The sequence below is a fragment of the Streptomyces sp. NPDC024017 genome (assembly GCF_040638895.1).
Lineage (GTDB): Bacteria > Actinomycetota > Actinomycetes > Streptomycetales > Streptomycetaceae > Streptomyces.
In genome coordinates this window covers 260,850-280,015 of the sequence record NZ_JBEZYZ010000007.1, presented here as the reverse complement: position 1 = coordinate 280,015, position 19,166 = coordinate 260,850, and the positions used below count along the sequence as shown (strand labels likewise).

15 protein-coding genes are annotated in these 19,166 nt (G+C 70.0%); 1 reads left to right on the top strand and 14 read right to left on the bottom strand.

Annotated features, from left to right (window positions below; translation table 11 throughout):
• Positions 1-89: 89 nt before the first annotated feature.
• The 6 genes from AB0G20_RS20870 to betA all read right to left on the bottom strand — a co-directional run bounded on the left by AB0G20_RS20870 (position 90) and on the right by betA (position 10,168).
• Positions 90-2,528 (bottom strand): FAD-dependent oxidoreductase, encoded by a 2,439-nt coding sequence (locus AB0G20_RS20870; protein ID WP_361304544.1) that lies wholly within the window; start codon positions 2,526-2,528, stop codon positions 90-92.
• Between the two features lie 228 nt (positions 2,529-2,756).
• On the bottom strand, positions 2,757-3,719 hold the full coding sequence (locus tag AB0G20_RS20865) for an ABC transporter substrate-binding protein (RefSeq protein ID WP_361304541.1): 963 nt from the start codon (positions 3,717-3,719) through the stop codon (positions 2,757-2,759).
• A 14-nt stretch (positions 3,720-3,733) separates the two neighbouring features.
• A complete protein-coding gene (locus AB0G20_RS20860) occupies positions 3,734-5,734 on the bottom strand; it encodes an ABC transporter permease subunit (protein WP_361304538.1) in 2,001 nt (666 codons plus the stop codon).
• Positions 5,734-6,822: a glycine betaine/L-proline ABC transporter ATP-binding protein gene (locus AB0G20_RS20855; RefSeq protein ID WP_361304535.1), complete on the bottom strand. Its 1,089-nt coding sequence runs from the start codon at positions 6,820-6,822 to the stop codon at positions 5,734-5,736. Before AB0G20_RS20855 ends, AB0G20_RS20860 begins: the two co-directional genes overlap by 1 nt.
• Before the next feature lie 20 nt (positions 6,823-6,842).
• The gene (locus AB0G20_RS20850; protein WP_361304532.1) at positions 6,843-8,312 is read right to left on the bottom strand and encodes an aldehyde dehydrogenase family protein; all 1,470 of its coding nucleotides are present in this window, start codon (positions 8,310-8,312) and stop codon (positions 6,843-6,845) included.
• 197 nt (positions 8,313-8,509) lie between these two features.
• Complete coding sequence (gene betA, locus AB0G20_RS20845) at positions 8,510-10,168, bottom strand: choline dehydrogenase (RefSeq protein WP_361304529.1); 1,659 nt, start codon at positions 10,166-10,168, stop codon at positions 8,510-8,512.
• Between the two features lie 209 nt (positions 10,169-10,377).
• Between betA and AB0G20_RS20840 the strand changes: the two genes are divergently transcribed.
• On the top strand, positions 10,378-11,124 hold the full coding sequence (locus tag AB0G20_RS20840) for an IclR family transcriptional regulator (RefSeq protein ID WP_361305040.1): 747 nt from the start codon (positions 10,378-10,380) through the stop codon (positions 11,122-11,124).
• Positions 11,125-11,188: 64 nt separating this feature from the next.
• On the opposite strand, the gene AB0G20_RS20835 is transcribed toward AB0G20_RS20840, so the two are convergent.
• From AB0G20_RS20835 to AB0G20_RS20800, 8 genes are all read right to left on the bottom strand, one after another.
• The gene (locus tag AB0G20_RS20835; RefSeq protein ID WP_361304526.1) at positions 11,189-12,319 is read right to left on the bottom strand and encodes an aromatic ring-hydroxylating dioxygenase subunit alpha; all 1,131 of its coding nucleotides are present in this window, start codon (positions 12,317-12,319) and stop codon (positions 11,189-11,191) included.
• A gap of 134 nt (positions 12,320-12,453) precedes the next feature.
• Positions 12,454-13,617, bottom strand: a complete 1,164-nt coding sequence (locus AB0G20_RS20830; RefSeq protein ID WP_361304523.1) for an FAD-dependent oxidoreductase — start codon at positions 13,615-13,617, stop codon at positions 12,454-12,456.
• Positions 13,614-13,976 (bottom strand): bifunctional 3-phenylpropionate/cinnamic acid dioxygenase ferredoxin subunit, encoded by a 363-nt coding sequence (locus tag AB0G20_RS20825; protein ID WP_037673830.1) that lies wholly within the window; start codon positions 13,974-13,976, stop codon positions 13,614-13,616. Before AB0G20_RS20825 ends, AB0G20_RS20830 begins: the two co-directional genes overlap by 4 nt.
• A gap of 169 nt (positions 13,977-14,145) precedes the next feature.
• Entirely contained in the window at positions 14,146-14,976 is an 831-nt protein-coding gene (folP, locus tag AB0G20_RS20820; RefSeq protein WP_361304520.1) for a dihydropteroate synthase, read from the bottom strand.
• Positions 14,977-15,178: 202 nt separating this feature from the next.
• A complete protein-coding gene (locus tag AB0G20_RS20815; RefSeq protein ID WP_361304517.1) occupies positions 15,179-16,240 on the bottom strand; it encodes a chorismate-binding protein in 1,062 nt (353 codons plus the stop codon).
• A gap of 378 nt (positions 16,241-16,618) precedes the next feature.
• The gene (locus AB0G20_RS20810; protein ID WP_361304514.1) at positions 16,619-17,254 is read right to left on the bottom strand and encodes an MBL fold metallo-hydrolase; all 636 of its coding nucleotides are present in this window, start codon (positions 17,252-17,254) and stop codon (positions 16,619-16,621) included.
• Complete coding sequence (locus AB0G20_RS20805) at positions 17,254-18,339, bottom strand: S-(hydroxymethyl)mycothiol dehydrogenase (protein WP_361304511.1); 1,086 nt, start codon at positions 18,337-18,339, stop codon at positions 17,254-17,256. The genes AB0G20_RS20810 and AB0G20_RS20805 overlap by 1 nt, the downstream gene beginning before the upstream one ends.
• A gap of 266 nt (positions 18,340-18,605) precedes the next feature.
• On the bottom strand, positions 18,606-19,142 hold the full coding sequence (locus tag AB0G20_RS20800; protein ID WP_361304508.1) for a BCCT family transporter: 537 nt from the start codon (positions 19,140-19,142) through the stop codon (positions 18,606-18,608).
• Between the last annotated feature and the right edge of the window lie 24 nt (positions 19,143-19,166).

Here is a 19,166-nt window from a genome sequence, read left to right as displayed (position 1 = left end):
GTGAGTTCCTTCCAACGAGGCCGAGCTTGAACGCCCTCCAGGGGCGCGGGGAACTGCGCGACATCCACGACGCGCCCGCAGACGAAGACTCAGCCACGAAGCCGGGACATCGTCGGATCGAACAAAGGCTCCTCAGCCACTACCGCCTCGACGGACTGATCGAAGTACCCGATGTGCACAACGGTCCCCGGAGCGGCCAGCTCCACCGGCAACCACGCATAGGCAATGCCCTTGCCGATCGTGTAGCCGTACGCGGCACTCGTGACGTACCCGACCGCACAGTCGCCGTCGTACACCGGCTCCTTGCCCATCACGACCGCCTTCGGGTCGTCGATCGTGAGACAGGTGAGCTTCCGCCGTACGTCCGCCTTGCGCCGCTCCAGCGCCGCCTTGCCGATGAAGTCGTCCTTGTCGAGCTTGACGGCGAATCCGACGCCGGCCTCGTAGGGGTCGTGCTCGTAGGTCATGTCCGTGCCGAAGGAGCGGTAGCCCTTCTCCAGGCGCAGGCTGTTGAAGGCGCCGCGGCCGGCCGCGATGCCGCCGAGCGGCTCGGCCGCCTGCCACAGGGTGTCCCACAGTTTCCCGCCAAGGTCGGCGGTGGTGTACAGCTCCCAGCCGAGTTCACCGACGTACGACAGGCGCATCGCGGTGACGGGCACGGAGCCGATGTGGGCGCGCTTGGCCCGGAAGTACTTCAGGCCGGTCGCCGAGAAGTCGGCGTCGGTGAGCGGCTGGAGGACGTCGCGGGCGCGCGGCCCCCACAGGCCGATGCAGCAGGTGCCGGGGGTGATGTCGCGGACCTGGACCGTGCCGTCGGCGGGGAGGTGGCGGGTGAACCAGTCGAGGTCCAGGTTGCCGTTGGCGCCGACCTGGAAGAGGTCGGGGGCCAGCCGCGCGACGGTGACATCGCTGCGGATGCCGCCGTCGTGGTCGAGGAGCAGCGTGTAGGTCACCGAGCCGACGGACTTGGCGACCTTGCCGGTGCACAGCCCCTCCAGGAACTCGCCGGCGCCGCGCCCGCTGACCTCGAGCCGCTTGAGGGCCGTCATGTCGTACATCGCGACGGTCTCGCGGGTGGTCTGGGCCTCGGCCGCGACGATGGGCGACCAGTACCGTGCCGCCCAGTCGTTGGGGGTGACGATGGAACGGCCTTCGACCAGGCCCGCGTTGGCCTCGTACCACTGGGGGCGCTCCCAGCCGTTCGCCTCCAGGAAGAAGGCGCCCAGCTCCTGCTGGCGGGTGTGGAACGGGCTGGTGCGGATCGGGCGCGGGTCCCCCGACGGCTGGAGGGGGTGCAGGATGTCGTAGACCTCGACGAAGTTCTGGCAGTCGCGGGCCAGTACGTACTCCGGCGAGAGCTGGTGCGGCTCGAAGCGGTTGACGTCGCACTCGTGCAGGTCGAACGAGGAGCAGTAGCCGTCGACCAGCCATTCGGCCATGGCCCGTCCGACGCCCGCGGAGTGGGTGACCCAGACGGCCTCGGCGACCCAGAAGCCCTTGACGTCCAGGGATTCCCCGAGCAGCGGCAGGCCGTCGGTGGTGAAGGAGAACAGGCCGTTGATGCCCTCTTCGACCTTGGCGTCCTTCGTCGCGGGGAGCAGCGACTGGGTCTCGCTCCAGGCCTCCTCGAAGTCCTCCTCGGTGAACTTCAGGACGGACGGCATCTCGTCGGCCTCGTCCACGGAGAGGATGTCGTCGGCCGAGATCGGCATCGGTCGGTGGCCGTAGTAGCCGATGCCCAGGCCGTCGAAGCGGTCGCGGTAGTAGAGGTCGGCGTCCTGGTGGCGCAGGATCGGGCGGACCGCCTCCTGCGTCTGGCCCGCGAGGGCCGGTACCGGGCCCGTCCAGGCGAGTTGGTGGGCGAGCGGCGTGAGCGGGAGGTTCATGCCGGCCATGCGGGCGATCTTCGGGCCCCAGATGCCGGCGCAGCACACGACGATGTCGGCGGGGATCTCGCCCTGGTCGGTGAGGACGCCGGTCACCTGGCCGTCGGCCCGCTGGACGTCGAGGACTTCGTGACGGGCGAGGAAGCGCACGCCGCGCTCGGTGGCCCGGCGGATCTGCGCCTCGACGGCGAGGACGGCCTTCGCGAGGCCGTCCGTGGGCACGAGGAGGCCGGCGAGGACCTTGTCCGGGTTGACGAGCGGGTGCTGTTCGACGCACTCCTCGGTGCTCAGCAGCCGGGACTCGATGCCCCAGGAGGCCAGCCAGCCGTGGCGCCGCTGGAGTTCCGTGACGCGCTCCGGGCTGGTCGCCACCTCCAGGCCGCCGACCTGGAGGAAGCAGGGCTGGCCGTCCACGTCGAGCGAGCAGAACTTCTCGACGGTGTAACGGGCCATCTCGGTCATGGTCTTGGAGGGGTTGGTCTGGAAGACCAGGCCCGGGGCGTGCGACGACGATCCCCCGGTGGCGGGCAGCGGGCCCTGGTCGACCACGGTCACTTCGGTCCAGCCTCGCGCGGAGATCTCATCGGCGAGCGCTGCTCCCACGACGCCCGCTCCGATGATGACCACCCGGGGTCCCGCCATCGCCGCACCTCCGACGTTGAAAAGCGATCCAGTTGCTGTGTGCGCAACAAGGTTCAGGTTGCGCAACTCAATGTGCCCGCCGTGGACAGGCGTGTCAAGGGGTCCGCGACGCCGGAAAAACCCCCGGGAGCGGCAGGGAGGAATCACCGGAAAACGACGAGGCCCGGCAGGCTGAGGACACAGCCTGCCGGGCCTTTCCGGCGGGGTTCACCAGGGCGGTCGTGCGCCCTACTTGATCCAGGCGTCGACCTTGTCGCGGTTGGCCTCGACCCACTTCTTCGCCGCCGCGTCGGGCGACATCTTGTCCACCGCGATGTACTTGGCGACGGTGTTCTGGTCGTCGTTCGTCCAGGTGAAGTTCTTCACCAGGTCATAGGCCGGGCTGCCGGACTTGGCGAACTTGGCGCTGACGATCTTGTCGAGCTTGTACACCGGGTAGTCGCAGGCGACCTTCTCGGCGTCGGCGTCGCAGCCTTCCTTGTACTCGGGCAGGCTGACCTTCTTCAACGGCACCTCGGACAGGAACCACTGCGGCTCGTAGAAGTAGCCGATCACCCATTCCTTGTTCTTCTCGGCGTTGCGGTACGCCTGGATGAGCGCGGTCTCGCTGCCCGCGTACACCACCTTGAAGTCCAGCTTGAGGTTCTCCACCAGCGCCTCGTCGTTGGTGACGTACGAGGGGTCGCCGTCGAGGAGCTGTCCCTTGCCGCCCGACTCCGAGGTCTTGAACTTCGACGCGTACTTGTTCAGGTTCTTCCAGTCCAGGATGTCCGGGTGCGCCTTGGCCAGCCACGGCGGCACGTACCAGCCGATGAGGCCCTCGTTGCCGGTCGGGCCCGCGTCGACGGCGGTCTTCTGCTGGGTGATGTACTTCTTCTTCAGATCGTCGTGGCCCCAGTTCTCGACGACGGCGTCGACCTCGCCCGTCCCGAAGCCCTGCCAGGCGATCTCCTCCTTCAGGTTCTTCTTCTCGACCTTGCAGCCGAGGTCGTGCTCGGCGACGTACGCGAGGACCGCCGCGTTCGCCTCGTAGCCCACCCACGGGTTGATCGCGAGATTGAAGGTGCTGCACTTGCCCGAGCTGCCCGAGCCGCCTGCGCTGTCGTCGCCGACCTTCGCGCCGCCGCAGGCCGTGAGGGTGAGGCCGAGGACGGCCAGGCCGGCCGCGCCGGCTCTCCAGTGTCGTGCCATGGTGTGGTTGCTCCTTATGCGCCGGCGCGGCGAGCCGCTGCCTGAGTGATCCGGTCGAACATGACTCCGAGCAGGACGATGGCCAGCCCGGCCGCGAGTCCCTTGCCGTACAGCTGTCCCTGCGAGAACCCGGCCACGACGTCGTAGCCCAGGGCACCTGCGCCCACCAGGCCGCCCACGACGACCATGGACAGCACGTAGATCAGGCCCTGGTTGGTCGCGAGGGTCAGGGCGCCCTTCGACATGGGCAGTTGAACCTTGGTGATGATCTGCCAGGTGTTGCACCCGGTGGATGTCGCCGCTTCGACGGTGGTCTCGGGCACCGCCCGCACCCCGTCAGCGATGATCTTGATGGCGACTGGCGCCGCGTAGACGACGGCGGCGACGATGGCCGTGAACCGTGTCGCGCCGAACAGCGCGAGGAACGGCACGAGATAGACGAACGGCGGCATGACCTGGGCCGCGTCCAGGGAGGGCCGGATCAGCCGGTCCACCAGGGCGCTGCGTCCCATCCACACCCCGACCACGACGCCGAGCAGCATCACCAGCACCGTCGCCACCGCGGTGGAGGCCAGTGTCGTCATGGCGTCCGACCAGACACCGGTGGCGACGAGCAGGCCCACGCACACCAGGGTGGTGGCCCCGGCGCGCCAGCTGCCGAGCACCGTGCCGACCGCGACGAGGGCGGCGCCGACGAGCCACCACGGGGAGTCGGTCAGCAGGGTCTGGAACGGATTGAGCAGGCCGTTGGTGAGGGCGTCACGGAAGGCGTTGGTCAGGCCCGACAGGTTGTCCTGTGCCCAGGTGGTCACATCGGCCGCCGTCGTGGCGATGCCGCTGCCGACGCCGCCCTCGCCGGGGAACTCGGCCGCCCATATATAGGTGTGCGACAGATACACCAGCACTGCCGCCACCACGGCGCCTGCCACGAGCAGCTGCCGCCGCCACTTGAGGAAGGGACCGTCCGAGCCCCGGGCCGTCTCCGCCCGGCCGCTCGCCGCGGTGGTGACCCGGTCCAGCACGATGGCCAGGACGACGATGGCCAGACCGGCGTTGAAGGCCGTGCCGACGTCCAGCGACTGCAGGGCCTGGATGACGGTCGCGCCGAGGCCGGGCGCGTTGATCAGGGCCGCGATGGTCACCATGGCCAGGGCGGCCATGATGGTCTGGTTGATGCCCATCACCACGGTCCGCTTGGACATCGGCAGCAGGACCTTCAGCAGCGCCTGCCGCCGCGTCGCGCCCATCGAGTTCGCCGCTTCGACCGTGGCCTGTGGTACGGAGCGGATGGCGTGCGCGGTGATGCGGATCGCCGGTGGTGCCGCGTAGATCGTGGTGGCGATCGTGGCGGAGGCGGGGCCGATCAGGAAGAACAGGGTCAGCGGCGCCAGATAGACGAAGGTCGGCATCGTCTGCATGAAGTCCAGGAACGGCGTCACGATCCGGTTGACCCGGTCCGACAACCCGGCCCACACGCCCAGGGGGATGGCGAACAGCAGTGCCACGCAGACCGCGGAGAGGGTCAGCGCCAGGGTGTCCATGCTCTCCTGCCAGAGCCCTTGCAGGCCGAGGAAGGTGAAGCCGGCCACGGCCAGCAGCGCGACCCGCCAGTTGCCCACGGCCCAGGAGACGTAGCCGACGACGCCGACGACACCGAGCCAGCCGACTTGCGGAACCGGGCGGCCCGGCGTCGGCTGCGAGATCAGATCCTGCACGAAGGTCACCAGGGAGTCGATGACCAGGCGGATCTCGTTGAAGAAGTAGAGGAAGAGCGGGTTGGAGTTGCGGTTGGCTCCGATCGAGTCGTTGACGTCGTTGAACCACCGGTGCAGATCGGTCAGGTCGGCCGCGGCCAGGGACAGGGTCTGCTTGCCGCGCAGCACGGCGAAGAGCACCAGCCAGACGAGCAGGATCCCGGCCACCACCACGCCGCGGTTGACCGTGCGCACGCGCCGGGCGGGAGCGGGCGGCTCCGCGGTCCCGGTCTTCTCCGGCTTCTCGATCGCGACGGTCATCACGCGTCGCCTTCCTGCCCGGCGACCACCGCGAGGATCTCCTCGTCACCGACGATGCCGAGCAGCTTGCCGTCCTCCACGACCTTGACCGGCTTCTCGGCCGCGAGCACCGCCCGGGTGGCCTCCTTCACCACCACGTCCGGGCCGAGCTCGGGACCGTCCAGCGGGTCGTCGGGCTCCGCCGGGCGCATGATCCACCGCAGGGTCAGTACGTCACCGCGGGGCACGTCCCTGACGAAGTCGCGTACGTAGTCGTCGGCGGGGGCCCCGACCAGTTCGTCGCCGGTGCCGCACTGGACCATCCTGCCGTCGCGCATGATGAGGATGCGGTCGCCCAGCCGCAGCGCCTCCGACAGATCGTGGGTGATGAACACCATCGTCTTACCGACCTCGTGGTGCAGCCGGACGACCTCGTTCTGCATGTCACGGCGGATCAGCGGGTCGAGCGCGGAGAACGGCTCGTCGAAGAGGAGTACGTCCGGCTCGCCGGCCAGTGCGCGGGCGAGACCCACGCGTTGCTGCATGCCGCCGGAGAGCTGGTCCGGGTAGGAGTTCTCGTACCCGGAGAGGCCGACGAGTTCGACGACCTCCAGCGCCCTCTTGGTGCGCTCGGCCCGGCTCATGCCGCGGATCTCCAGCCCGAACGCCACGTTGTCGACGACCCGGCGGTGCGGCAGCAGCCCGAAGTGCTGGAAGACCATGGAGAACTTGCTGCGTCGCAGCTCGCGCAGGCGCCCCGCGTCCGCGTCGCGGATGTTCTCGCCCTCGAAGAGGATCTCGCCCGCGGTGGGTTCGATGAGCCGGGTCAGACAGCGCACCAGGGTCGACTTTCCGGAGCCGGACAGGCCCATGACGACGAACACCTCGCCGGGCGCGACCTCGAAGTCCACGTCGCGCACGGCGGCGGTGCAGCCGGTGCGGTCCATCAGTTCGCGGCGGGTGAGCCCGCGAAGCTCCTCGGAACCCGGCACCCGGTCCGCCTTCGGCCCGAACACCTTCCACAACTCGCGTACGGATATGACGGGGTCGGGTGCCGAGTCCTGGGGCGTGCCGCGCTGCTGCGGAACCTCGGTCGTTGCTGGGGTCATGTTCGACCTCTTTTCGGCGTTCAGCCGCGGAACCAGTGCTGCGGCCGGGGTTGGATGTTCTGCCAGATGTGTTTGGGTTCCCGGTACTCGTCCAGGCCGGTCGGGCCCAGTTCCCGGCCCACCCCGGAGTGTCCGAACCCACCCCATTCCGCCTGCGGCACATAGGGGTGGTAGTCGTTGATCCACACCGTTCCGTGGCGGAGCCGGCGGGCGACCCGCTGGGCCTTCCCGGCGTCCTGCGTCCAGACGGCGCCGGCGAGTCCGTACTCGGTGTCGTTGGCGATGCGCACGGCGTCGTCCTCGTCGGTGAAGCGCTCCACGGTGAGCACGGGCCCGAAGGACTCCTCGTGCACCACCCGCATGTCCTGACCGCACTCGTCGAGCACGGTGGGCGGGTAGTAGTGGCCGTCGGCCAGCGCCGGGTCGACGGGGCGTTCGCCGCCGCAGCGCAGGACGGCGCCCTCGGCGAGTCCGGCCGCGACGTACGCCTCGACCTTCGCCAGGTGCTGCGCGGAGATCAGCGGGCCGGTCTCGGCCCGCTGATCGAAGGGCCCGCCGAGCCGGATCCGCCGGGCACGGCGGACGACCTCGTCGACGAACCGGTCGTGCAGGGCGTCCTCGACGATCAGCCGGGCGCCGGCCGAGCAGACCTGGCCCGAATGCAGGAAGACGGCCGTGAGCGCGAAGTCCACGGCCGTCTCGAAGTCGGCGTCGGCGAAGACGACATTGGGGTTCTTGCCGCCGAGTTCCAGCGCGACCTTCTTCACGGTCGCGGCCGCGGTGGCCATGATGCGTCTGCCGGTGTCCAGGCCGCCGGTGAAGGAGACCATGTCGACGGCGGGGTCCTCGGCGAGGGGAGCGCCCACCTCGGGCCCGGTCCCCAGGACGAGGTTGGCGGCACCGGCCGGGAGCCCGGCCTCCTCCAGTGCCTTCATCAGCAGGACGGACGTCGAGGGAGTGAGCTCACTGGGCTTGAGGACGATCGTGTTGCCCGCGAGAAGAGCGGGCGCGACCTTCCAACTAGCCTGCAGCAGCGGGTAGTTCCACGGGGTGATCAGCCCGCATACTCCGATCGGCTCGTACACGACGCGGCTGACGGCGTCGTCACGGCCGGTGTCGATCACCCGGCCGGCGTCGGTGCCGCCGAGCCCTCCGTAGTAGCGGAAGCAGGAGACGACGTCGGCGATGTCGTACTCGCTCTCCACCAGCCGCTTGCCGGTGTCCAGCGATTCGGCGCGGGCGAACGCGTCCGCGTCGCGTTCGAGGAGGTCGGCGGTGCGCAGGAGCAGCGCGCCGCGCTCGCGCTCGGAGGTGCGCGGCCAGGGCCCTTCGTCGAAGGCCCCGCGGGCCGCGGCGATGGCCGCCTCCGCGTCGGGGCGTGTACCTTCGGAGACGGTCACGGAGAGCGTGCCGTCGGCGGGGCAGCGGATGTCCCGGTGGCCGCCGGCCACGGGATCCCGCCATTTTCCATCCACGTACAGGTCTGCCACGTCGAGGGCCCTTCGAGCGAATCGCGTTGCGCATCGCGCACCGTATTGCTTGTGGTGGAACACTCTGTAGAAGGCTGCACCCCACGTCAAGGGGGTGACCGATGACGGTTTCGCCAAGGAGACAGCTGCGGAGAGGCTACGCCGACCGGCCCGGAACGCATCGCCTCCGGGCCCGTCGGCTGTCTGAAAACTGCTGGTTACGGCAGGGAGCGGTGCCGGTAATACGCGGCGGTGGACGGCGGCAGCGGGTCCTTGCCGAGGATGAGGTCGGCCGCCTTTTCCGCGATCATCATGACGGGCGCGTAGATGTTGCCGTTGGTGATGTAGGGCATCACCGACGCGTCGACGACACGCAGCCCCTCCACCCCGTGCACCCGCATGCTGGCCGGGTCCACGACGGCCATCTCGTCGGTGCCCATCTTGCAGGTGCAGGACGGATGCAGCGCGGTCTCGCCGTCCTTGGCGACCCAGTCGAGGATCTCCTCGTCGGTCTCGACGGAGGGTCCCGGCGAGACCTCCCCGGCGTTGTACGGGGCCATGGCGGGCTGGTTGAGCAGCTCGCGGGCGACCCTGACGGCCTCGACCCACTCGCGGCGGTCCTGCTCGGTGGACAGGTAGTTGAAGCGCAGCGCGGGGTGCTCTGCCGGGTCCTTGCTCTTGATCTTCACCGAGCCGATGGCATCGGAGTACATGGGCCCGACGTGCACCTGGTATCCGTGTCCGCCGGCGGGCACGGAGCCGTCGTAGCGGACCGCGATGGGCAGGAAGTGGAACATCAGGTTGGGGTAGGGCACGTCCTCGTTGCCGCGGACGAAGCCGCCCGCCTCGAAGTGGTTGGTCGCGGCGGGGCCGGTGCGGAAGAGCCACTGCAGGCCGATGAAGGGGGCGCGCCACTTCGCGAGGTACGGCTGCATGGAGACGGGTTGCTTGCAGGCGTACTGGATGTACACCTCCAGGTGGTCCTGGAGGTTCTCGCCGACACCCGGCAGATCGTGTACGACGTCGATGCCGAGCGCGCGCAGTTCCTCGGCGTTGCCGACGCCCGAGAGCTGGAGCAGTTGCGGGGAGTTGATCGCGCCTCCGCAGAGGATGATTTCGCGGGCGTACACCCGCTGGGGTCTGCCGCGGCCACGCCGGTACTCGACGCCGACGGCCCGCTTGCCTTCGAAGAGGATGCGGGTGACCAGGGTGCGCGTCCTGATCGTGAGGTTGGGGCGCTTTCGCACGGGCTTGAGGTAGGCCTTGGAGGCCGACAGGCGGCGGCCGCGGTGGACATTGCGGTCGAACCTGGCGAAACCTTCCTGCCGGTAGCCGTTCACGTCGTCGGTGGGGGCGTGGCCCGCCTCCTCGGTGGCCTTCAGGAAGGCCGTGAAGAGCGGGTTGGCCCCAGGGCCGCGTTCCAGGACGAGAGGTCCGTCGTGGCCGCGGAACTCGTCGTCCGGGTCGGCGGCGAGACAGGTCTCCATCCGCCGGAAGTACGGCAGGCAGTGCGCGTAGTCCCAGGCCTTCATGCCGGGGTCGGCCGCCCAGCGCTCGTAGTCCATGGGGTTGCCGCGCTGGAAGATCATGCCGTTGATGCTGCTGGAACCGCCCAGCACCTTGCCTCGCGCGTGGTAGACGCGCCGGCCGCCCATGTGGGGCTCCGGTTCGGACTCGTACTTCCAGTCGTAGAACCGGCTGCCGATCGGGTAGGTCAGTGCCGCGGGCATGTGGATGAAGACGTCCCAGGGGTAGTCGGGTCTGCCCGCCTCCAGGACCAGCACCCGGTTGCCGGGGTCCGCGGAGAGCCGGTTGGCCAGTGCACTGCCGGCCGATCCACCACCGACGATGACGAAGTCGTACTGCAAGTGAGCCATGAGGCCTCGTCTCGCTCGCGCCGTTGAGAATGCGCGGCATGCTAATACCCGTATCGCTATGCGCACCAGGTTGCGAACAACGCAACTTGCACAAGGTTGGCACCAGGCCCGTGACCTGCACCGCTGTCGCCTATGTTTAACGCCCGTATAGTTGCGTTGTGAGCAACTACCATCCAGATACCGAAACGACGACCGCGCCGACCGGTGGGGTGCAGTCCGTCGACCGCGCCATCACCGTGCTGGAGATTCTGGCCCGGCGCGGCGAGGCCGGGGTCAGCGAGGTGGCCGCCGAGATCGATGTCCACAAGTCCACCGCGTTCCGGCTGCTCGGCGCCCTGGAGGTGCGCGGTTTGGTGGAGCAGGCAGGCGAGCGCGGCAAGTACCGCCTGGGTTTCGGCCTCGTCCGCCTCGCCGGCGCGGTCACCGGCCGCATCGACATCACGCAGCAGAGCCGCCCGGTCTGCGAGCGTCTCGCCGAGGAGATCGGCGAGACCGTGAACCTCGCCGTGATGCAGGAGCAGTACGCGATCAACCTGTACCAGGTGCGCGGTCCCGGTGCTGTCACGGCGTTCAACTGGGTCGGCCAGCTGACGCCGCTGCACGCCACCTCCAGCGGCAAGATCCTGCTGGCCCACATGCCGGCGAAGGAGCGTGCCGCGCTGCTGTCGGCGGCCGGTCTGAAGAAGGTGACCCCCCGCACCCTGACGGCGAAGACCAAGCTCGAGAAGAACCTCGCCGAGGCGCTCGAGCGCGGCTACTCCTGGACCCTGGAGGAGTTCGAGATCGGGCTGCACGCCATGGCCGCCCCGGTCCGCAACAGGGACGGAGAGGTCATCGCGGCGATCAGCGCCTCCGGACCGGCGTACCGGCTCACCGAGGACCGTATGCACGACCTCGCTCCGGTGCTGGTCAAGGGCGCGGACGAGATCAGCCATCGCATGGGCTATCTGGGCTGACCCCGCCGCGCCGCCTTCGACGGGCGCCCCACACGCCGGGTGCCGGCCCGCCCGTGGACCGCCGCTACTGTGGCCGCCCCGCGCCCAGCCGCTCCTGGACGAAGGCGTGGAACTCGCCGATGTGATGCTCGCTGGGCACGAGGACCCCGCCCTTGGCGTACAGCCGGGAGCTCATCGCGGGCTGACAGCGCTCGCAGGCGTCGAAGTCCTGCCGGTTGACTCGGTCGAAGAGCTCCACCGACCGGCTGACGTCCTTGCCGCTCTCCACGACGTGCTTGAGGTAGAGCCAGTCGCACTCGACGATGGTGCGATCCACGGCGACCGGGTACATCCGGTGGAAGATCACGTGGTCGGGCACGAGGTTGATGAAGACCTGCGGCCGGACGGTGATCGCGTAGTAACGGCGATCCTGGTCCTCGGTGATGCCTGGAATGCGGTCGAGGCCCTCGGAGCCGTCGACGGTGAAGCCCTTGACCTCGGAGCCGAACTCCGCGCCGTGTCCCACGTAGTACTGGGCGGCGTACCCGTCGGCGAACTCGGGAAGCACCTCGGTCAGTTCGGGGTGGATCGTCGCGCAGTGATAGCACTCCATGAAGTTCTCGACGATGAGTTTCCAGTTCGCCTTCACGTCGTAGACGATGCGTTCACCGACTTCGAGGTTGTCGATGTCGTAGTGCTCGATCGACTCCGTGTCGCCCAGGCGCGCGACCACGTCCCCCATGACCTCGTCGAAGGGGGGCGGGTTCTCTGCGAGGCACACCCACACGTAGCCGAGCCATTCCCGCGTGGCCACGGTCGCCAGGCCGTACTCGGTGCGGCTGATGTCGGGCATCTTGGTGAGGTTGGGTGCCGCGACCAGTTTGCCCGTCAGGTCGTACGTCCAGGCGTGATAGGGGCATTGGAAGGCGCGTTTGACCTCGCCGCTCTCCGCCGTGCAGAGCTTGGCTCCGCGGTGCCGGCAGACGTTGAGGAAGGCGCGTATGGAGTTGTCCCGTGCGCGGGTGATCAGGATGCTCTCGCGGCCCACCTCGACGGTCCGGAAGGCACCGGGCCCGGCGAGGTCGGAGGAGCGCACGGCGCAGAACCACATCGCCTCGAAGATGTGTTCCTGCTCCTGGGCGAAGATCCCGGGATCCGTGTAGGAGGAGCCGGGGAGGGTGGTGATGAGGCTTTCCGGCAGGCCGGTCGAGGTCACAGTGCACTCCTCGGGGAAACGTCGGGGATCGGGGCATGCACGAGCCGGGACGAGCGACACCGGACGTCGTCGGGGGAAGGAGCAGCGGCGCTTTGTGCGCAGCGGAGGCTGTGAGAGGGAGGTCTGCGACCCTGTCAGGGCGTCGTGGCCGCGAGGTGCTTGCGCCAGCGCATGAACAGCTTCGGCTGGTTCATCCCGAGGACGGCGACCGGGTGTCCGGCACGTCGGTAGACGGCCAGGACGTTGCGATCGTCCGCGGTGCCTTCCTCGATCGTCACGCTGTCGGCGCGGGCCGCGTTACCGACGAACTGGATCTTCACGCCGTACTGGTCGGACCAGAAGTACGGCGGCCGGGGCTGTCCTGGTTCGGACTCGCCCCAGGACAGCAGGGCGGCGACGGCCGCGTCCGGGCGCTCCCGGGCGCCGGTCCAGTGCTCGACGCGACGGTGGGCGCCTGCGCGCGGGTCGTACCAGGAGGCGCAGTCGCCGACCGCGACCACCCCGGCCAGACTGGTACGGCCGTCCGCACCGCACTTGACACCGTCGTCGAGTTCGACGCCGGAGCCTGCCAGCCAGTCGACGCAGGGACGGGCCCCGACACCCACGACCACGATGTCGGCGGGGATGCTCCGGCCGTCCTCCATCAGGACCGCGTCGACGCGGTTCTCGCCGCTCAGCCCCTTGACGCCCACGCCGCACAGCAGGCGTACGCCGTGGTCCGCGTGGAGGGCGGAGACGATGCGCCCCATGGCCGGGCCGAGCGGTCCGGCCAGTGGTGTGGGCGCCGCCTCGACGATGGTCACGTCCAGGCCCAGGGCGCGGGCGGTGGAGGCGACCTCGGCACCGATGAAGCCGCCGCCGATCACGACCAGGCGTCCGCCCCGGGACAGTTCGTCCCGCAGGGCGCGGGCGTCGTCCAGGGTGCGCAGAGTGTGCACACCGGCGAGTCCGTCCATGCCGGGCAGGGCCCGGGCGGCGGCGCCGGTGGCGATGACGATGCCGTCGGCCCGCACCTCCCGGCCGTCGGTGAGCCGCACCGCGCGGGGCGTGGCGTCGAGTCCGGCGGCGCGGGCTCCGAGCAGCCACTCCGCTTGCAGGTCCTCGCCGTCCGGCTCCAGCGCGAGATCGGCCTCGCCGATGCCGCCGGCCAGGAACTCCTTGGACAGGGGCGGCCTGTCGTACGGACGGTGGAGCTCGTCGCCTATGAGGACCAGCCGTCCGTCGTACCCCTGCTTTCGCAAGGAGCGCGCCGCTGACAGACCGGCCAGCGACGCGCCCACCACGGCCACCGTCCTCACGCGACGCCCCCGGCGAGCCGGGCGGCGATGCAGGGAGGCAGGTTCGGGGCTGCCGTGGACAGCCGGACGTAGATCATGCCGTCCTCGACGAAGACCTCGTGCGTGCGCACCGGGAGCTTGGCCGGCGGGGCGTCGACAGCTCCGGTCTTGAGGTTGAACTTCGAGGCGTGCAGCGGGCATTCGACCTCGCAGCCCTCCAGCCAGCCGTCGGCGAGCGAGGCGTCCTGGTGGGTGCATGTGTCGTCGATGGCGAAGAGTTCGCCGTCATCGGTGTGGAACACCGAGACCGGCGGGTCGATGTCGAGCCTGTGGGCCTCGCCTCGGGGCAGATCCACGAGACGGCACGCGGCAATCATCATGACACCTCGGTGCGTATAGCGAAACGGATTGCGGTGAACGCAACGCCAGTTTGAGGGCGCCCGCGAATCCTTGTCAAGGAGTTCGCGGGCCGGTCGGCGTCACTATTTTTCGTTGCCTGATGCGCAACGTCCTGCGTCATGAGAAACGCAGGTCAGGGCGGAGCGCCTCTCAGGACCGGGGCATCGGCAGCGGCGTCGCCGCGGATTCGAGGCCCCACCGAGCGGTCACGCGCACCGCGTCGGCCGTCGAGGCGACGTCATGGACGCGCACGCACCAGGCCCCCTGAGCGGCGGCCAGGACCGACACCGCCGAGGTGGCCGCGTCCCGCAGGTGTGCCGGCCGGGGCCGTCCCGTCTCCGGGTCCGCCAGCAGGTGCCCCAGAAAGGACTTCCGCGCCGCACCCACCAGGACCGGCCGGCCGAGCGCGGCGACCTCCCGGAGGCGGCCGAGCAGCCGCCAGTTGTGCTCGGCGTGCTTGGCGAACCCGAGACCCGGGTCGACGATGAGACAGTCCGCCGGGACCCCGGCGCGCAGGGCCGCGTCGACTCTCGCCCGCAACTCGTCGACCACGTCGATGACGACGTCGTCGTACACGGCGTTCGCCTGCATCCCCGTGGAGTGCCCGCGCCAGTGCATGAGCACGTAGGGCCTACCGGCCCGTGCCATCAGCGGGAGCATCCCCGGGTCGGCGAGTCCGCCGGAGACGTCGTTGACCAGAGCGGCGCCGACGTCCATGGCACGGGCGGCGACCTCGGCCCGCATGGTGTCGACGCTGACCGTCGCGCCCGCGGCGGCGAGTTGACGGACGACCGGCAGCACGCGCCGCAGCTCCTCCTCGACGGCGGGGCGCGCGGCGCCGGGCCGGGTCGACTCGCCACCCACGTCCAAGATGTCCGCGCCCTCGTCGAGCAGCGCGAGGCCGTGCGCGACGGCCCGTTGCGGGTCGAACCACCGCCCGCCGTCGGAGAACGAGTCGGGCGTGACGTTCACGATGCCCATCACCAGGGTCCGGCCGGGACGGGGGAGACCTCGCGGAGGGAGCGCCGAAGCGACCCGGCCGGGCCGGGAGGCGGTGCTCACGCGACTCGGGGCGGGTCGGCGAGGGGGTGTCCGGGAATCATCATGGGACCAGGACCTCGTTGCATATAGAGGAACAACGCGTGATATGAGCAACGAGTGTGAGGACGGCCGCGCGGCACTGTCAAGAGAGGTGGAAGGCCTTGCCCTCGCCATGCGGCCTCGACGCCAGGGTGAGCAGCCGAGAGGCCTTCAGTTCGGTCTCGTCCCACTCCCGCACGGGGTCGGACCCCCAGGTGATGCCGGCACCCGTGCCGAAGCGCAGCACCGGCCCCGCCGGGGTGGCACGGTCGATCCAGAAGGTGCGGATGCCCACGGCCAGTTCACCGGTCCCCCGGTCGGCGTCGACCCAGCCGACGGCACCGCAGTAGGGGCCGCGGGGCGCGGTTTCCAGGGCCTCGATGATGCGCAGCGCGCCGAATTTGGGCGCTCCGGTCACGGAACCCGGGGGGAAGGTCCCGGCCATCAGCTCGGGCCAGCCCGCGCCCTGCGCCAGTTCGCCCCGCACGGTGGAGACGAGATGCACCAGGCCCGGGTGCCGCTCGACGGCGCACAGGGCCGGAACGGTCACGGATCCGGTGGCACAGACCCGCCCCAGGTCGTTGCGGACCAGGTCCACGATCATCACGTTCTCGGCGTGGTCCTTCTCCAGCAGATCGTCCGGCGTACGGCCCGTGCCTTTGATCGGCCCGGACTCCACGGTCCGGCCGGTACGTCGCAGGAAGAGTTCGGGCGAGGCGGTGGCCACTTCGACGCTGTGCGCGGGAAGCCGGACCGTACCGGCATAGGGTGCCGGGTTGCCACGGGCGAGCAGTGCGGTCAGCGCGTCGATGTCGGCGGCGGCCGGGTCGGGCAGGGGTGCGGAGATCACGCGGCAGAGGTTGGCCTGGTAGACGTCGCCCGCCGCTATGTGTTCGCGGATGCGGCGCACGCCCGCGGTGTAGGCGGTGCGGTCCAGTGACGAGGTCCAGTCTTCGGCGGCCGGGCCCAGCCAGGCGCCGGTCCGCGGAGCGGGCACCCGCGCGGGGCGCAGCCTGCCGAACCGCGCGCAGACCAGGCGGCCTTCGAAGTCCGCGACGACCGCCCAGAAGCCGGAGGAATCCAAGGCGGCGGGATCGCTGGTCACGTCGCGCAGATCAGTGGCGACGAGGCCGCCGAAGCGGGCCATCGGGGCGGGAGCGTGCACGGCGGTTCGTCCAGGGGGCCGACGGGGTGGATGGTGCGCGGTCATGACGGACGTTCCTGACAACGACGGCCGGGAGGGGCAGGGGCCGCAACGGCCGGGAGCACGACCGCGACGGCCGGGGCAGGGCCACGACAGCCGGGGCAGGTCCGGCAGTCGGGGCAGGGCCACCACGGCTGGGGGCAGGCCCACGGCGACCGAGGGAACGGCCACCGCGGCCGGGGTCGCGGGGATGCCGGCCAGGTACGCGAGCGTGCCGACGGGCTCGGGGGCATGCAGGCCGGGGCGGGCTCTCGTCGCGGGTCTCACCCGAGTTGGCGGGTTCACCCGAAGAGACTCGCGGGCGTTCGCTCGCGCCCCGGCCGGTCTGACGGCGCCCTGTCACCAGCCGCGGGCGGCCCACTCCTCCAGATGCGGTGCCTCCGCCTCGACGGTCGTCGTCCCGCCGTGTCCGGTGTGGACGACCGTCTCGCCCGGGAGGGTCAGCAGCCGGTCACCGATGGAGCCGATGATCGTGCCGAAGTCGCTGTACGAGCGCCCGGTCGCGCCGGGTCCTCCGGCGAACAGCGTGTCACCGCTGAACAGCGCGCCCAGTTCGGGGGCGTACAGGCACACGGCACCCGGAGCGTGTCCGGGTGTGTGGAGGACACGCAGGCCGATGCCCGCCACCCTGAGTTCGTCACCGTCGGCGAGCGGCCTGTCGGGCCGCCGGTTCGGGTGCACCATCTTCCACAGCACCTGGTCGTCGGGGTGCAGGAGGACGGGCGCGCCGGTGGCCAGGGCGACGTCCGGTGCGGCGCGCACATGGTCGTCGTGGGCGTGGGTGCACACGACGGCCGACAGGCGGCGGTCACCGACGGCCGCCAGGACCGCGTCGGAATCGTGCGCCGCGTCGATGACGACCACCTCGTCGTCGTCACCGATGATCCAGACATTGTTGTCGACGTCCCAGGTCCCGCCGTCGAGGCTGAAGGTCCCGCTGGTGACGAGGTGTTCGATGCGCGGTGCGCCGGCCATCACAGCACCACCACCGAGCGCAGCACGTCACCGTGGTGCATCTTCTCGAACGCCTCCTCCACGTCACCGAGGCCGATGGTCTCGGAGACGAAGGCGTCCAGGTCGAAACGGCCTCCCAGATACAGGTCGATGAGGGCCGGGAAGTCGCGCGAGGGCAGGCAGTCGCCGTACCAGCTGGACTTCAGCGAGCCGCCCCGTCCGAAGACGTCGAGCAGGGGCAGCTCCACCTTCATCTCCGGGGTGGGCACGCCGACCAGCACGACGGTGCCGGCCAGGTCGCGGGCGTAGAAGGCCTGCCGGTAGGTCTCGGGGCGGCCGACCGCCTCGACGACGACGTCCGCGCCGAAGCCGCCCGTCAGCTCGCGCACCGCTTCGACGACGTCGCCCTTGGCCCCGTCGACCGTGTGGGTGGCCCCCATGGCCATGGCCCGGTCCAGCTTGCGCTGGTCGATGTCGACGGCGATGACCTTGCTCGCTCCGGCCAGCCTCGCGCCCGCGACGGCGGCCATGCCGACGCCGCCGCAGCCGATGACCGCGACGGAGTCGCCCCGGCCGACGGCGCCGGTGTTCACGGCCGCACCGAAGCCGGCCATGACGCCGCACCCGAGCAGACCGGCTGCTGCCGCGGGGGCCGCCGGGTCCACCTTGGTGCACTGCCCGGCGGCGACGAGCGTCTTCTCCGCGAATGCGCCGATGCCGAGTGCCGGCGAGAGCGGGGTGCCGTCGAGCAGCGTCATCGGTTGTGTGGCGTTGTGCGTGGCGAAGCAGTACCAGGGCTTGCCCTTGCTGCAAGCCCGGCACTGGCCGCACACCGCACGCCAGTTGAGGATGACGAAGTCGCCGGGCTCGACGCCGGTGACTCCCTCTCCGACCGCTTCGACGCGACCTGCCGCCTCGTGCCCCAGAAGGAAGGGGAAGTCGTCGTTGATCCCGCCCTCGCGGTAGTGGAGATCGGTATGACAGACGCCGCAGGCCTCGACCTTGACCAACGCCTCACCCGGACCCGGATCCGGGACGACGATCGTTTCGACGGAGACCGGTGCGCCCTTCTTCCGGGCGACGACGGCACGAACCTCGTGAGCCATGAGCTGCTCCTCAAGCGGGATACCCTCGCGAATGCGTTGCCTCATTCGATACACGCACCGCTATACGCAACCGAGCATCGTGGAGGAGCACGTCGAGGGTCAAGAGGTCGGCACCAACCGTGTCGACTCGGCCGGATCCGCCGGAAGGACGTGGCTCGCCCGAGGCGCGCAGGAGGGACCGCACCCTCGGACACTCCGGGGTGCGATCCTCACGCGCGTCCGGCTCCGGCCGAGCCGTGCTCCTCCGGTCCGCCCGGCCGGGCAGCTCAGCTCGCGGGCTGCGAGTCCGCCATGACCTCGGCGGGCCGTACACCGGCGTCCGGCCCGGGCTCGCCGGCGGCGCTTTCCTGTTCCGCTTCCTGTTCCGCCGGCGAGGCCGGGATCGGCTCGGCGCGCAGCGCCTTCACGAGTGAGACGCACATGCCGATCATCACGAAGAGGAACGGGAAGGCGGCAATGATGGCCACCTGCTTGACCGCCTCCAGGCCTCCGGCCAGCAACAGCACGGCTGCGACCAGACCGGTCAGCGCGCCCCAGAGGATCACGACGAGGCGACCGGGGGTCATGGTGCCCCGGCAGGAGAGCATGCCGAGCACGACGGATGCCGCGTCCGCGCCGCTCACGAAGAACAGGCCGACCAGGACGATCACCAGGACCGAGGTGACCGGGAACCAGGGAAGGCTCTGCAGCGTGGCGAACAGGCCCGCTTCCTCGCCCTTGGCGACCGCCGCGGCCAGGTGACCGCCGTGCATCTCCTGGTTCAGGGCGGTCCCGCCGAGGATCGCGAACCACACGACACTCACCAGGCTGGGGCGCGATGATCACAC

What these genes read in the sequence shown, in the direction of transcription:
- AB0G20_RS20810 (WP_361304514.1), bottom strand. Translation starts at nt 17,254, where the DNA reads ATGGCCGGCGCACCGCGCATCGAACACCTCGTCACCAGCGGGACCTTC.
- AB0G20_RS20865 (WP_361304541.1), bottom strand. Translation starts at nt 3,719, where the DNA reads ATGGCACGACACTGGAGAGCCGGCGCGGCCGGCCTGGCCGTCCTCGGC.
- AB0G20_RS20825 (WP_037673830.1), bottom strand. Translation starts at nt 13,976, where the DNA reads ATGATGATTGCCGCGTGCCGTCTCGTGGATCTGCCCCGAGGCGAGGCC.
- AB0G20_RS20860 (WP_361304538.1), bottom strand. Translation starts at nt 5,734, where the DNA reads ATGACCGTCGCGATCGAGAAGCCGGAGAAGACCGGGACCGCGGAGCCG.
- folP (WP_361304520.1), bottom strand. Translation starts at nt 14,976, where the DNA reads ATGGGCATCGTGAACGTCACGCCCGACTCGTTCTCCGACGGCGGGCGG.
- betA (WP_361304529.1), bottom strand. Translation starts at nt 10,168, where the DNA reads ATGGCTCACTTGCAGTACGACTTCGTCATCGTCGGTGGTGGATCGGCC.
- AB0G20_RS20855 (WP_361304535.1), bottom strand. Translation starts at nt 6,822, where the DNA reads ATGACCCCAGCAACGACCGAGGTTCCGCAGCAGCGCGGCACGCCCCAG.
- AB0G20_RS20805 (WP_361304511.1), bottom strand. Translation starts at nt 18,339, where the DNA reads ATGGCTCACGAGGTTCGTGCCGTCGTCGCCCGGAAGAAGGGCGCACCG.
- AB0G20_RS20870 (WP_361304544.1), bottom strand. Translation starts at nt 2,528, where the DNA reads ATGGCGGGACCCCGGGTGGTCATCATCGGAGCGGGCGTCGTGGGAGCA.